The sequence below is a fragment of the Duncaniella muricolitica genome (genome assembly GCF_910574735.1).
Classification (GTDB): Bacteria; Bacteroidota; Bacteroidia; order Bacteroidales; family Muribaculaceae; genus Duncaniella; species Duncaniella muricolitica.
In genome coordinates this window covers 23,488-36,796 of sequence record NZ_CAJTCF010000038.1, presented here as the reverse complement: position 1 = coordinate 36,796, position 13,309 = coordinate 23,488, and the positions used below count along the sequence as shown (strand labels likewise).

At 55.0% G+C, this 13,309-nt stretch carries 12 protein-coding genes; 2 read left to right on the top strand and 10 right to left on the bottom strand.

From position 1 onward, the window contains the following. Positions 1–175: 175 nt before the first annotated feature. The 6 genes from QGT73_RS09730 to QGT73_RS09705 are packed head-to-tail and all read right to left on the bottom strand — an operon-like array spanning position 176 to position 7,676. Positions 176–1,666, bottom strand: coding sequence for a lipopolysaccharide biosynthesis protein (locus QGT73_RS09730; RefSeq protein WP_280122318.1), 1,491 nt, complete (start codon positions 1,664–1,666; stop codon positions 176–178). Then, positions 1,654–2,676, bottom strand: coding sequence for a Holliday junction branch migration DNA helicase RuvB (ruvB, locus tag QGT73_RS09725; protein ID WP_123617743.1), 1,023 nt, complete (start codon positions 2,674–2,676; stop codon positions 1,654–1,656). The genes QGT73_RS09730 and ruvB overlap by 13 nt, the downstream gene beginning before the upstream one ends. Positions 2,677–2,725: 49 nt before the next feature. Further along, positions 2,726–3,922, bottom strand: a complete 1,197-nt coding sequence (locus QGT73_RS09720) for an ABC transporter permease (RefSeq protein WP_280122317.1) — start codon at positions 3,920–3,922, stop codon at positions 2,726–2,728. 12 nt (positions 3,923–3,934) lie between these two features. Beyond that, positions 3,935–5,086 carry an ABC transporter permease gene (locus QGT73_RS09715; protein WP_280122316.1) on the bottom strand — a complete coding sequence of 384 codons (1,152 nt, stop codon included), beginning with the start codon at positions 5,084–5,086 and terminating at the stop codon, positions 3,935–3,937. Positions 5,087–5,146: 60 nt separating this feature from the next. Then, the gene (locus tag QGT73_RS09710; RefSeq protein WP_123617746.1) at positions 5,147–6,154 is read right to left on the bottom strand and encodes an HlyD family secretion protein; all 1,008 of its coding nucleotides are present in this window, start codon (positions 6,152–6,154) and stop codon (positions 5,147–5,149) included. Positions 6,155–6,206: 52 nt separating this feature from the next. After that, entirely contained in the window at positions 6,207–7,676 is a 1,470-nt protein-coding gene (locus tag QGT73_RS09705) for a TolC family protein (RefSeq protein WP_280122315.1), read from the bottom strand. Positions 7,677–7,973: 297 nt separating this feature from the next. Here QGT73_RS09705 and QGT73_RS09700 point away from each other — a divergent pair, with 297 nt between their 5' ends. Together QGT73_RS09700 and QGT73_RS09695 are read left to right on the top strand one after the other, a co-directional pair. Further along, the gene (locus tag QGT73_RS09700) at positions 7,974–8,372 is read left to right on the top strand and encodes a BlaI/MecI/CopY family transcriptional regulator (RefSeq protein WP_123617748.1); all 399 of its coding nucleotides are present in this window, start codon (positions 7,974–7,976) and stop codon (positions 8,370–8,372) included. Positions 8,373–8,466: 94 nt separating this feature from the next. Then, positions 8,467–10,248, top strand: a complete 1,782-nt coding sequence (locus QGT73_RS09695; protein ID WP_280122314.1) for a TonB family protein — start codon at positions 8,467–8,469, stop codon at positions 10,246–10,248. A 120-nt stretch (positions 10,249–10,368) separates the two neighbouring features. On the opposite strand, the gene QGT73_RS09690 is transcribed toward QGT73_RS09695, so the two are convergent. From QGT73_RS09690 to QGT73_RS09675, 4 genes are read right to left on the bottom strand one after another with little or no spacing between them, the layout of a single operon-like run. After that, positions 10,369–10,950 (bottom strand): electron transport complex protein RnfA, encoded by a 582-nt coding sequence (locus QGT73_RS09690; RefSeq protein WP_123617750.1) that lies wholly within the window; start codon positions 10,948–10,950, stop codon positions 10,369–10,371. A 34-nt stretch (positions 10,951–10,984) separates the two neighbouring features. Then, entirely contained in the window at positions 10,985–11,575 is a 591-nt protein-coding gene (locus QGT73_RS09685; protein WP_280122313.1) for an RnfABCDGE type electron transport complex subunit E, read from the bottom strand. A 10-nt stretch (positions 11,576–11,585) separates the two neighbouring features. After that, positions 11,586–12,164: an RnfABCDGE type electron transport complex subunit G gene (locus QGT73_RS09680; RefSeq protein ID WP_280122312.1), complete on the bottom strand. Its 579-nt coding sequence runs from the start codon at positions 12,162–12,164 to the stop codon at positions 11,586–11,588. Further along, positions 12,161–13,117, bottom strand: coding sequence for an RnfABCDGE type electron transport complex subunit D (locus QGT73_RS09675; protein WP_280122311.1), 957 nt, complete (start codon positions 13,115–13,117; stop codon positions 12,161–12,163). Before QGT73_RS09675 ends, QGT73_RS09680 begins: the two co-directional genes overlap by 4 nt. Between the last annotated feature and the right edge of the window lie 192 nt (positions 13,118–13,309).

The following is a 13,309-nucleotide window of genomic DNA, read 5'->3' as shown; positions in this document are numbered from 1 at the left end:
GTAAATGTTATAATTGGACACTATAAATTTACGAATTTTTCGCGAGAATACCAAGAAAATCAGCCATTTAGTTTTATGCTAAATGGCTGATTGTTTTATTATTGGATAACTGAACTCTTATATCGAACTCACGTTATTTATACTCCTGTACTCCTGTCTTAACTTTCTAAACTTATTACTTTTTATTCGGTAAGAGACTCCGGAGGGTGACGCGCTCGATGCGCAATACCATGAGGATGTAGAGCAGCAGGAGCGGTGTGCGGATGAGCATGGTGAGCCAAGGGTGTGACTCAATGGCTATGATGTCACCTACCATCCAGAATGCGATGCCGGCGATGAAGTAAAACAGCAGTCGTGGCACATTGTAGCCTATGGGGTAGTGTATGCGTCCGGCTATGTAGCTTGCCACCATCATGACGCCGTAACAACCGAGAGCGGCCCAGGCGCAGCCTATGTAGCCGTAACGGGGCACGAGCAGTATGTTGAGCCCGACAGTGACGGCGAGCCCGAGAAGCGATAGCCACATGCCCCAGACGGTGCGGTCGGTGAGCTTGTACCACAGCGAGAGGTTGAAGAATATGCCGAAAAACAATTCGGCTATCATGAGTATGGGTACTATCCTGAGTCCGCTGAAATAGGACGATGCTATGAAGTGGCGCAGGATGTCCATGTAGTACATCACTCCGATGAATATCACCATGGCGAATATCAGAAACCACCGCATGGCGTCGCGATAGCTTTGCAGGCGGTCTTCGCCCTGCTCTTTGGCTCGCGCGAAGATGAAGGGTTCGTAGGCAAAGCGGAAGGCCTGGATGAACATCACCATCACGATGGCTATCTTGTAGTTGGCTCCGTAGATGCCGACGTCGGCTATGGCTTGGGTCTTGTCGGTGTAAAGCATGGGCATGAGCAGAGTGCCGAGAGTCTGGTTCATGATACCGGCCACTCCGAGCACGAGGAGCGGGGCGGAGTAGGCTATCATCTCGCGCCACAGCGCGGGGTTGAACCGCCAGCGGAAACCGTGGAGCTCGGGCAGGAGCAGCAGGAGGTTGAGGGCCGAGGATATGAGATTGGCCAGGAATATGTAGCCTATGCCGAAGTCTGGGTCATAGAACCATGCTATCCATCCCGGGGCATTGTCCCAGAGCCAGGGGCAGAGGAGTATGAAAAACAGGTTGAGCCCTATGTTGGCCGCGATGTTGATCAGACGGAGCGAGGCAAAACGTATGGGACGCTTGGCGTAGCGCAGATAGCTGAACGGCAGGGCCGTGAAGGCGTCGAGCGCGACGGTGATGACCATCATGACGATGTAGTCGTGATGGGCGGGGGCGTGAAGGGCGGCCGAGACCGGACCGATGAAGGCCAGCATAAGTGCCACAAAGGCTGTGGAGCTGACTCCAAGCGAGATGAGACCGGTGGAGTAGACCTCCATGGGGTCGGAGTAGCGTTCGTGGTTGGCGAAGCGGAAAAATCCCGTCTCCATGCCATAGGTGAGTATTATGAGGGCGAGGGCTACGGCTGCGTAGACGTAGGTGACCACTCCGTATTCCGACGCGGGAAACATCTGGGTGTAGAGCGGCACGAGACACCAGTTGAGGAAGCGTCCGATGATGCTGCTGAGACCGTAGATGGCAGTGTCTTTTGCGAGCGATTTTATTCCGGCCATAGGCTGGCTTGATGTGAGGGTGGGTTGATGCGAAGATGGTTATATGCAAGCGATGTCACCTCGCGACCGCGTGGTGTGCGGCGGAGAAAGCCTTCCATTATGAGGAATGGTTCGTAGACCTCCTCGATGGTGTCCTGCTCCTCGCCTATGGCGGTGGCGATGGTGGAGAGCCCGACGGGGCCGCCGTCAAACTTGTTGATCATCGTGAGCAGCAGTTTGTGGTCCATCTCGTCGAGTCCGTAACGGTCGATGTTGAGAGCCTCGAGGGCAAAGCGCGCTATCTCGGGGTCGATGTCGCCCGAGCCTTTGACCTGGGCGAAGTCGCGTACTCGCCGCAACAGAGAGTTGGCTATACGCGGTGTGCCTCGCGAACGCATCGCTATTTCGTGGGCCGCTTCGGCTGTGATGCGCACTTTCAGCAGTGCGGCCGAGCGGGCGATGATGCGTTCGAGCACTTCGTGGCTGTAATATTCAAGATGGCAGTTGATGCCGAAGCGTGCGCGCATCGGGGCTGTGAGCATGCCCGAGCGGGTGGTGGCTCCGACGAGAGTGAAGGGTGAGAGTGACAACTGTACGGAACGTGCTCCGGGGCCCTTGTCGATCATTATGTCGATGCGATAGTCCTCCATGGCCGAGTAGAGATATTCCTCCACCACGCGGCTCAGACGGTGTATCTCGTCGATGAAGAGCACGTCGTTGTCTTCGAGCGAGGTGAGTATGCCTGCCAGGTCGCCAGGCTTGTCGAGCACGGGGCCTGAGGTGACCTTGAGGTTTACGCCGAGTTCGTTGGCAATGATGCCGGCGAGTGTGGTCTTGCCGAGTCCCGGAGGTCCGAACAGCAGCAGATGGTCCAGAGCCTCGCCACGCATGCGGGCGGCCTGGACGAATACTTTGAGGTTTTCTACTATCTTTTCCTGGCCGTTGAACGAGTCGAAGTATGACGGACGCAATGCCCGTTCAAATTCCTTGTCGGGGTTGGCCTTGTTGTGTATGTCGAAATCGGTATCCATTATTCACCCGCAAAGATAGTGAATATCCGGTGAATATTCGCTATCGCGTTCAGTTATTATGAGCGACAGGCACGGACTGTTGGTCGGGCCGGCGGGAGACGTAGGCGCGGAGGGCGAGGGCCAGAAGGAAGTAGAGAGCGGTGAGAGCCCACAAGCTCCAGTAATAGCGGCTCACGTCGGAGATGGTGGCGGCGTTGGAGTTGATGCGTATGAAGCCTTCGACGCCCCATGTGGCCGGGATGAGGTCGGAGACCATAAGCCAGAATTTATTGAAGGCGTAGCGCGGCCATGTCAGACCCGAGAGGAAGAGAAATACCACCGAGGTGTAGACGATGACGAGCAGCGAAGTCTCGCGTTCGCGCACAAATACCTGAAGTGTCTGTCCGAGAAAAGTCGTGGCCACGAGCATGGCGAAGACAAATGGCATATAGTCGACCACGTCGCCTACGTGGGGCAGGGCGAACATCTCGGGCACGATGTGGAGTATGTAGTAGCTCACGGGGATATAGAGCATCAGATAACAGAGACTCTTGCCGAGCACAACGGCCAGCGGGGAGGCGTCGTAGGCATAGGGGTCGCGTCCGCGGTTGCGGCGTCGGCGGTCGGCGGCTGTGCCTGCGATCATAGTGATGCCGAGGAGCATGCTCTGCTGGAGTATCAGCACCACTATGCCGGGCATGATGAACGATGCGAAGCCCTGGGTGGGGTCGCCGAGACATTCCGAGGCGGTGTCGACCGGGAGTCCTGTGACGCGTGTGGCCAGGATGCCTCCGCGAGTGGCCACGCGTTCGGCTGTAATCTCGGAGACCTCGTGCATCTGCACGCCGGTCAGCGCGAAGAGATACTGACGGTAGCGTATGAGCAGCGACATGTCGTTGTAAAACGATATGGTGGCCGAGCCGCCCTGTCCGAGCCGCTTGGCATAGTCGGCCGGAATCTCTATGATGCCGTAACACTCTTTCTCGGCCCATGCGCGACGGGCTTCGGCCATGTTGGCGGCGTAGCCTTTGATGTCGATGGCCTGGGTCGCATCGAGGGTGCGGGCCAGATCGCGGCTTTCGGCGGTGCGCGAGTTGTCGACAATCACGGTGGGTATTTCCGTGACGACTTCGGGGTTATATATGAGGGTGTAGACTATGGGATAGGCCAGCGGCAGTCCGAAAAAGAAGAGCATTACTCCGATGTCGGTAAATACCAGCCATGTCTCCCTTCGCCATACCCTGAACAGACTTTTAAACCATTTCATAAGAATGTAATGTTAAGGAATATATACCGGGTTGAGGCAGCGGGCGCGCAGACGTCTGAGTCCCAGCACCGGCACAAACAGCATCGCGAGCATGACTATATAATAATAGCGCGAGTAGTAGAGCGGGAGTCCGTTGAGAGCCTGGTCGATGTAGATGAGGAAATAGTAACGTATGGGCATGAGGTAGGCAAATATGCCTATTGAGCCATACATTTTTTCGACCGGAAAGGAGAAGCCTGCCACCGAGAAGCACAGGATGCCGATGAGGCTGCATATGCTCAGGGAGAGGCGCAGGTTGGGGACAATCTCGACTATCACCAGTGAGAAGGCCTGGCAGGAAAGCACCAGCAGTATCATGGCCAGTATCATATGCCATGGAGAGCAGTTGAGCGGGAAGTGGAGATATTGAAACATTATGGACTGTATGGCCACACCCACCGATATGAACACCACACTCTGTGGGAGGAGCTTGCCTGCGAGCGCGAGCGGCATGCTGCCTTTGGCTGTGGCAAGCCACTCGGGGGAGGTGCCTTGCTTGAGCTCCTGACATATGCTGAATGATGTGACGAGCATCACGAGCAGAGCCATGACTCCGGCCAGAAACGACTGGGAGAGATAGATGGAATAGTTGGTCCAGGGATTGCCTATCGGGTGGATGTCGGTCTTGAGCGGAGTGATGAGCGAGCCCACGGTGTTGTCATCGACACCCGCGCTGGTGAGAGTGGTCTGCACGATGCCGCCCGAAGTGGTGACCGCTATCGTCTTGAAACCTTTGAACGATAGTGTGCCCGGCACGAAGATGGTCATGTTGGAGTAGAAGGAGAGGGTGGGGGTGCGGCCGCTGAGGGCCTTCTCCTGAAAATCGGTGGGGATGTAGAAGAATCCGAATATCTCTCCGCCCCTCACTTTGTCGATGGCCGAGTGGAAGCTCTCGCAGTCGACCGAGATGTCGATGAGCTCGCTTGCGTTGAGCGAGCGGCCTATGCGGCGCGAGAGAGTGGAGTGGTCCATGTCGACCATCGCGACGGGCACCTTGAGCGGCAATCCCTCGTGCATGAGGTTGAGAAAGAAAAATGCGCATCCCAGCGGCACGATCACCATCATGAAGATGTAGATCCTGCGAGAGCAGAGTGTCATTATGCCGCGACGTAGTGAGGGAAGCATGTTCTCTTAAGGGTTTAGGGGTAATAATTTAATATGAGAGTGGGAGAGAGCGGGCCGGTGTCAGGGCTTGAAGTAGACCACAGTCATGCCGGGACGAAGTTCGGGTATGGCTTCGAGTGTACGGGCCTTGATTTCAAAAGTCTTGCTGTCCCACTGGCCGGTCGACTTGGTGGCCTGCCATGTGGCATAGCTGCCGAGGTCGCGCGAGTAGTATATCTTGGCCTTTACTTTCTTCTTGTCGAGTGCGGGTATCATCACTTCGATTTCACCGCCGAGGGGCATGTCGTTGAGCAGGTCTTCGCGCACGTTGAATGTCACCCACTTGTCGTCGGTCTTGAGGAGATTCATGATGGGTGCGCCGAGCATCACAAGCTCGCTCACTTCGGGATAAATCTGGTCAATCTGACCGTCGCATGGTGCCACGAGATACTGGTCTTCGAGGAGGCTCTGCACTTCGGCCACACCGCCTTTGGCCACATTGACCATCGCTGCCGCGCTCTCCTTGTCCTCTTTCTGAGCTCCGGCCTTGGCCAGCTCGAGCTGGCTGCGGGCGGCGTCGCGTCCGGCCACGGCCGCATCATAGGCGGCTTTTGCCTCGTCGCGTTTCTGCTCGGAGACTACACCTTCGTTGAAGAGGTTTTGCAGTCGGTCATAAGTCTTTTTGGTTATGGTCACGGCAGCCTCGGCCTGAGTCACGAGGTCGGCAGCGGCGTTGATAATCTGTACGCGTGTGCCGGCATCGACCTTCCGGTCCTGAGTGCGGGCTACGGTCTCCATGCCCTCGGCCCTCATGAGCTGGGCCTCGGCGAGCGATGAGTGTATGTGCACGAGGGTGTCGCCGGCTTTTACCATGTCACCTTCGCTGACATAGATGTCGGCCACGCGTCCGGGCAGCTTGCCCGAGATGCGTATTGATGTGGCGTCGGCCTGACCTTCGATAATGTCGGCAGGCTTGTCGAGAAATACGAATCCTATGATGGCGAGCACGATGCATGCAGCCACCACGAGGCCGAGAGCGACGAGCAGGGCTTTGTTTTCTTTCTGCTCTTGTGATACTGTGTTGGACATATTGGGTTCTTGATTGTTGTCGGTTGGTTATGAATTGAGTCTATGGAATATATCAGTGCAGAGTGCCGAGCACCTTGGAGAGATACACGTCGCAGAGATATACGTCAATGGCTGCGTCGATGTTCTCGCTGTGGGCCTTGAGCCATGCGGTCTGAGCCTCCATCACGTTGTCGACGGTCATCACGCCGTCACGGAACCCGAGGTCGGCACAACGCAGGTTTTCGTCAGCTTTGGCGAGGTTAACCTCGGTCATGCGGCGGGTCTTGAGAGCCTCGTCGGCCTTGTAGGTGGCCTGGCGCACCTGGAGGTCTATCATTTCCTTGGCGTTGTCAAGCTCCATGCGCATGGCGTTGGTCTGGGCCTTGGCGGCACGATATTTGTTGTAATTGCCGCCCCAGTGCCAGATGGGTATGGTGAGCATGGCTCCGACGGAGAACTGGCCGTTGAACTTGTTTTTGAATCCGTTGTAGAGATTGGGGTTGGAGAACGAGTAGGCACCCACGAGGGCAAGGTTGGGCATCATCTCCGAGCGGACCACCTTGGCCTTCTGCTCGTAGATCTTCACGCCGAGTTCGAGCTGGCGCAGGTCGTTACGACGACTGTAGACTTCCTGCATGTCGATGGGGGTGTCGTCGGCTATGACCGCGGGGGTGGTTATGCGGGGAGCATCCTCGTCGGCCAGAGAGAAACGTGTGTCAAGCGGCAGGCCGCACACCTGGGCGAGTGCCATGCGTGAGAGCACGAGGCCGTTGTTGACTTTGGTCAGGTCGACGCGGGCCGAGTTGAGTTTGACATCGACGGTGAGCTGGTCGCTGCGCGTGGCTACGCCCTCTTTGATCATGAGCGACACATTGTGGCTCAGAGTGTCGAGCAGGTTGACGTAGCTCTCGGCCAACTGTTGCTTGGCTTTGAGCGACACCACTTGCCAATAGGCAGCGTCGACGGCATAGATTACGTCGGTTACAGAGTAGTCGAGTCGGCTCTTGGCAAGCTCCTCGGCATAGCCTGTAATCTTGTTCATGGCCACAATCTTTCCGCCCATGAAGATGGGCTGGGTGAGGGTCACCGCTCCGAAAAATACGTTGTGGATGTCATAGGTGAGTGCTTCCTTGGGCAGATAGGCCACCTGCTCGGGCACAAACTGACCGCCTACCTTTATGGGCTCGCCGGTCATGGGGTTTTTCACGACGTTGAACTCGTAGCCCTGCTTCTCGATGTTGAAAGTCTTGACAGGAAGCAACTGGTCGGAGTCAAACATCGAAAGCTCTTTCTGATTGTACATGTATCCGCCGGCAAAGTCGATGGACGGGAGGTAGGCTGCAAAAGCCTCCTTTTTCTGATAACCTGCCGCGCGCAGTTCCTCAGCCCCGCGGCGGAGGTTTTTGTTGTTGCCGAGAGCGAGGTCGCGACATTGGGCGAGGGTGAGTGTCGACCCTTCGGCCACTACCGGTCCCGGCTCCTGTGACATGCCCTGAAGGGCGGCTGACAGTATGACGGAAATTACTGTGAAACGCAATTTCATTGTTGGTCTGATATAAATAGTTGATGTATGCGTGATAGTCTCTGCAAATTTAACCCTTTTTGCGTATAAAAAGTTTATTTTTAGGATGGATAAATTAGAGTGAAAAAGCCCTATTATTGGTCTATATGTCTTATTGCGCCGACGAGTGTGTCGGCAGGGCGAACAAGATAATGAAAAAAGTGATTTTTTTCTGCAAAAATATAAAATTAGTTTTGCATAACTGAAATATTAGTTATATCTTTGCGGTAGACATTCAAAGTAAGACAAGGAATCAATCCATTAAACAAGTATAATGATATGAAAGCAGGAAGAAAACCCAATCCCCTTCTCACAGAGAAAGAAATGATGGTGATGAAAATGCTCTGGGAACATGGCCCGCTTTTCGTGCGCGAGATGCTTACCTATTATCCCGAGCCCAAGCCACATTTCAACACCGTGTCGACTCTCGTGCGTATACTTGAGGAGAAGGGTCGTGTGGCTCATGAGACCTTTGGCCCGACCTATCGCTACTATGCGGTCACCAAGCAGGAGGAAATGCGCGAGCGTTCACTCAAGCAGGTGATAACCAATTATTTCAATGACTCGTATAAGAGTGCCGTCTCAGCTCTTGTCGAGGAAGAAAAGATTTCGGTCGACGAACTTAAGGAGATAATCCGCATGGTCGAGGAAAAGGACTGTCCGGAGGCGGAAAAGTAATCGATACGCTTTAAAATTAAATTTTTCATAATATGTTACGGTGCTGCGGCAAAATGTCGCGGTAATGGCCGTCCTATACCTTAAAAATCGCGTTATGGGAGCATTGATGTCCTATTCGATAGAAAGTTCGGTGGTGCTTGTCGGGCTTTATCTTGCCTACAAGTGGGTGTTGGCGTCGGAGTGTCAGCATTCGTTTAACCGCCTGGTGTTGTGGATAATCTATGCCATGGCGTTGCTGATGCCGTTTCGCATGGCGTTGCTGATGTCCCGGGCCGAGGTGTCGCTGCCTCAGGCCGAAATAGCGGTGGGGGTGGGAGAGCTTATCCCGATGATGACGGTTGTCGACGAGCCGGCCGGAGTGCAGGGAGTAGCGGTGGCCATGCAGGTGCTCCTGTGGATATATCTTGCCGGCATATTGGTCGTCACGGCCCATACGCTCATGGTCGCGGCGAGGCTTGTGATGATAGTGCGCAAGGGTGAGTATGTCATGGTCAATGACCGTAGAGTGGTGCTTATCGACGATGAGGGGATAGCCCCGTTCAGCGTGATGCGTGTCATCGTGATGTCGCGGCGTGACTATGAAGAGGCCGGCGAGATGATTTTTGAGCATGAGCGCAATCATGTAAGGCTCTGTCATTGGATAGACCTGCTCATGGCCCAGACTGTAGCCGCATTGCAGTGGTATAATCCGGCTGCGTGGCTCATGCGCGAGGAGCTCAAGGCTGTGCATGAATATCAGGCCGATGCCGGAGTGATGCGCTCGGGACTGAATATCAAGCAATATCAGATGTTATTAATAAAAAAGGCTGTCGGCGCGAGATTCCCGTCACTTGCCAACAGCCTGAATCACAGTAAACTTAAAAAACGTATAACTATGATGTACAATTCCCGGACATCGACGACGCGCCGTCTGCGCGCCCTCGTGTTAGTGCCCGCGCTCGGCGGAGCATTGTTAGTGACCAATCTTCCGGCTGTGGCCGAAGTGTTTGACTCGGTGGCCGACACCGACCTGCTGATTGGTGAGGACAAAATTAGTGAAAATCGCGGTGACGCGCAAGTGTTGCCTGTGGACATTGCTCAGTATGTCCCCTCGGCCGATAAGGTTGAGTCTGTGGCCGCAGTGAACTCTGACCCCGAACCGGCTCGCAAACCGCAGAAGGAGGTCGTGGTGCAAAAGAATACTTCTGCCTCCGAGACCGAGAAAGCCAAAGCCACGGACGGAAATCTTGGTGAAATGGTCGTGGTGGGGTATGCCGACAATACGCCTCAGAAGTCTAAAACAGAGTTGGACGAGGTGCGTGGGAAGGTGTCGGACGATGACAGACGTGTCTATGATGTAGTGGAGACCCCTCCGAGCTTTCCCGGCGGTCAGACAGAATTGATGAAGTTGATTGCACAGTCGGTGCGTTATCCGGCCGACGCGTATAGAGACAGTGTGCAGGGTCGTGTCGTGATGCAGTTTGTGGTCGACAAGGACGGTAAGGTGACATCACCGACGGTGGTGCGCGGAGTGTGCGAGTCGATTGACGAGGAGGCCAAGAGGGTGGTAATGCAACTGCCCGATTTTATCCCCGGTAAATTGAGAGGTGAGCCTGTCGCTGTGAGGTATACACTGCCTATTTTATTCAAGCTGACGAACAAAAAAGGTACTGTCAGCCGTAGCGCGGGGTCTCAGCCGATTAATGTAAACGAAGCTATTGCTTCAGGTGTGACGGTGCTTGTGGACGGAAAGAAGGTCGATAGAATCGATAACATGGATCCGAAGAGCATTCAGTCGATCGATGTTATCAAGACTGATCAGCAATATCCCAAGGGCCTCATCAAGATAACACTCAAGGACGGCACGACCGAAACGACAACGACTGACGCGGAGTGACCGCTGATAACAGTCAGTTGATAAATAAAGAAACAGGAGAACGGTAGTCAATGATTGAAACTACCGTTCTCCTGTTTCGTTTTACTATCCTTTGGGAGACTTTAGAGTCTCTTGGCTGGTTTAGCCGATTTTGATGCCTGAGAAGCCCATGAATGCCATGGCCAGGAGGCCGGCGCAGATAAGGGCGATGGGCACACCACGCATGGCTTTGGGAGTGTCGGCGAGGGCGAGCTGCTCGCGGATGCCGGCAAAGATTGAGATGGCCATGGTGAAACCGATGGCGGTGGCTACGGCATAGACGAGGCTCTGGCCAAGGTCCATGTTTTTCTGCACCACGGTGATGGCTACGCCAAGCACGGCGCAGTTGGTGGTGATGAGTGGCAGGAACACTCCGAGCGCGCTATAGAGCACCGGGGCTATCTTCTTGAGGATAATCTCGAGCATCTGCACGAGTGCCGCGATGACGAGAATGAAGACTATTGTCTGCATGAAGCCGAGGCCGAAGGGGGTGAGCACCAATGCCTGAAGCAGCCATGTGATGGCTGTGGCGAGGACCATGACGAATGTCACAGCGGCTCCCATGCCCACTGCGCTCGAGAGCTTGCGCGACACGCCTATGAAGGGGCATATGCCGAGAAATTGGGCAAAGACGATGTTGTTGACAAAGATTGCCGTGATGATGATGGAGATATATTCGAGCATCTGATTGGTCTTTTAGAGTGTGGATTATGACTGCTTACTTGGCTTCGCGGAGCTTGGTGAAGAGTGCGATGAGCAGGCCCAGAGCGATGAACGCGCCGGGTGCGAGCACGAATACCAGCGAACCGAACTGTTCGGGATAGATGGTGGCGTCAAATATCTTGCCTGTGCCGAGAAACTCGCGCACCGCTCCGAGCAGGGTGAGGGCTACGGTGAAGCCGAGACCTATGCCTATGCCGTCGAGACAACTGTCAAACACTCCGTGGCGCGAGGCGAAGGCCTCGGCGCGGCCGAGCACTATACAATTGACCACGATGAGGGGAATGAAGATGCCGAGAGTGGCGTAGAGCGAGGGCAAGTAGGCTTCCATCACGAGCTGAAGCACCGACACGAAGGCTGCGATGACCACGATGTAGGCGGGGATGCGCACCTTAGAAGGCACGAAGTCCTTTATGAGCGAAATCACCACGTTGGAGCATATGAGCACTGCCATGGTGGCAAGTCCCATGCTCATGCCGTTGATCGCGCTGCCGGTGGTACCCAGTGTGGGACACATGCCCAGCATAAGCACGAAAGTGGGGTTTTCGGCTATGATGCCGTTGAAGAGTATTTTAAGTTTATCGTTCATGGCTTAGTGATTATTGCTGGGCGTTGGACTGATGGAGAGCTTGATTGGCGAGCGTGAGCGCGCGCAGGAATGCTCGCGACGAGATGGTGGCGGCAGTGATGGCGTCGACATCTCCGCCGTCTTTGCTTACGGTGAGATTGGCAGTGTTGGCGTTGAGGCCTACGATTGAGTGGGCGGAGTCGCGGAACCATTCATCCATCTTGGAGCCGAGGCCGGGGGTTTCGGCGTGCTGCATCACGGCATAGCCGGTGATATCGCCTTCGGGATTGAAGCCATACATTACTGTGATGAGGCCCGAGAATCCGTTGTTGTCATGGCTCTCGACTGCGGTGCCTATGAGTTTGCCGTCCTTGCGGGCGGGGAAGAGGGTCACAGTCTCGCCGTCGACGGTCACCTGTATGGCTTCATCGGCGGGATTGTTGTTGAAGTCAATGCCGGGGAGCACCTGCCCGATGGCGTCCTTCTGCTTCTGGGCCTTGGCCTGTGCGATGGGCTCCTCAGTGAGAGTGTATACGCCGGCCAGAGCGGCTGCGGCCACGATTGTGATGATGCCGAGTGAGAGCACCATGTTTACGAGTGTCGATTTCATGCTGTAGCCCTCCCTTCGCCAAATTTACGTGGTTTCATATATCGGTTGATGATGGGTGTCACTCCGTTCATGATGAGGATGGCAAATGACATACCCTCGGGGTATGCGCCCCATTGACGTATTACGAGTGTGATGATGCCGATCATTACTCCATAGAGGAGCATGCCCGAGCGGCTCATGGGCGAGGTTACATAGTCGGTGGCCATGAATATCGCGCCGAGCAGGAGTCCGCCCGAGAGGATTTCGACACCGACAGGCGCGCCTATGCAGAGCGAGAAGAGTGCCACGGTGCCCACGATGGCTACGGGGATGTGCCATGTGATGACGCGGAAGCAGAGCAGATAGATAAATCCGAGTATCAGGGCTATGGCACCGACTTCGCCGAGTGAGCCACCGATGTTGCCCATGGCGGCGTCAAGCAGATTGATATCGGCGGGCTCCACAAGACCCATTTTGAGCTGGCCGAGGATGGTCGCGCCGGTGGTGGCGTCGGTATAGGCCATGCGGTTGACGAGTGGTTCGGGCCATGTGGTCATGGCTACGGGGAATGAAAGGAGCAGAAACACGCGGCCTACGAGTGCGGGGTTGAAGATGTTGCATCCGAGACCTCCGAATGTGAGTTTGCCTATGCCGATGGCTACGACACAGCCTATCAGAATCATCCACACGGGGATGTTGGAGGGCAGGTTGAGAGCCAGGAGCAGTCCGGTGAGTACGGCCGAGAGGTTGCCGATGGCGGGCTTGCGTCCCATCATGTAGCGTGTGATTAGATACTCGGCGGCTACGCATCCCACAATTGCGGTGGCGATGACAATGGCCGCACCGATGCCGAAGTAGTAGAGCGCGACGAGCACTGCGGGTATCAAGGCGATGATGACATGAAGCATCAGCCGCGTCACAGTGGTAGGGGTGTGCGCGTGGGGTGACGGCGAAATGGTGATTAAGTTTTCCATTGCTTTAATTAAGAAACGGTGTTGTTTTGTTCCGAGCCGCGGATGTAAGCATGTGGCAGCTCAATGGTTTAGACAAAAGGATGTGCAAAATTACACAAATTTTACGTTAAATGTGTCACCTTTGGAAATAAAATTTGTGTAAATGAGGCGTAAAACTGTAATTTCGGCACAAATTCTGGCCGCATAGAATGG

Coding starts and splice junctions, on each gene's coding strand:
- QGT73_RS09705 (WP_280122315.1), bottom strand. CDS start 7,676: ATGAAATTGCGTTTCACAGTAATTTCCGTCATACTGTCAGCCGCCCTT.
- QGT73_RS09730 (WP_280122318.1), bottom strand. CDS start 1,666: ATGGCCGGAATAAAATCGCTCGCAAAAGACACTGCCATCTACGGTCTC.
- QGT73_RS09680 (WP_280122312.1), bottom strand. CDS start 12,164: ATGAAATCGACACTCGTAAACATGGTGCTCTCACTCGGCATCATCACA.
- QGT73_RS09720 (WP_280122317.1), bottom strand. CDS start 3,922: ATGAAATGGTTTAAAAGTCTGTTCAGGGTATGGCGAAGGGAGACATGG.
- QGT73_RS09695 (WP_280122314.1), top strand. CDS start 8,467: ATGGGAGCATTGATGTCCTATTCGATAGAAAGTTCGGTGGTGCTTGTC.
- QGT73_RS09700 (WP_123617748.1), top strand. CDS start 7,974: ATGAAAGCAGGAAGAAAACCCAATCCCCTTCTCACAGAGAAAGAAATG.
- ruvB (WP_123617743.1), bottom strand. CDS start 2,676: ATGGATACCGATTTCGACATACACAACAAGGCCAACCCCGACAAGGAA.
- QGT73_RS09715 (WP_280122316.1), bottom strand. CDS start 5,086: ATGCTTCCCTCACTACGTCGCGGCATAATGACACTCTGCTCTCGCAGG.
- QGT73_RS09685 (WP_280122313.1), bottom strand. CDS start 11,575: ATGAACGATAAACTTAAAATACTCTTCAACGGCATCATAGCCGAAAAC.
- QGT73_RS09710 (WP_123617746.1), bottom strand. CDS start 6,154: ATGTCCAACACAGTATCACAAGAGCAGAAAGAAAACAAAGCCCTGCTC.
- QGT73_RS09675 (WP_280122311.1), bottom strand. CDS start 13,117: ATGGAAAACTTAATCACCATTTCGCCGTCACCCCACGCGCACACCCCT.
- QGT73_RS09690 (WP_123617750.1), bottom strand. CDS start 10,950: ATGCTCGAATATATCTCCATCATCATCACGGCAATCTTTGTCAACAAC.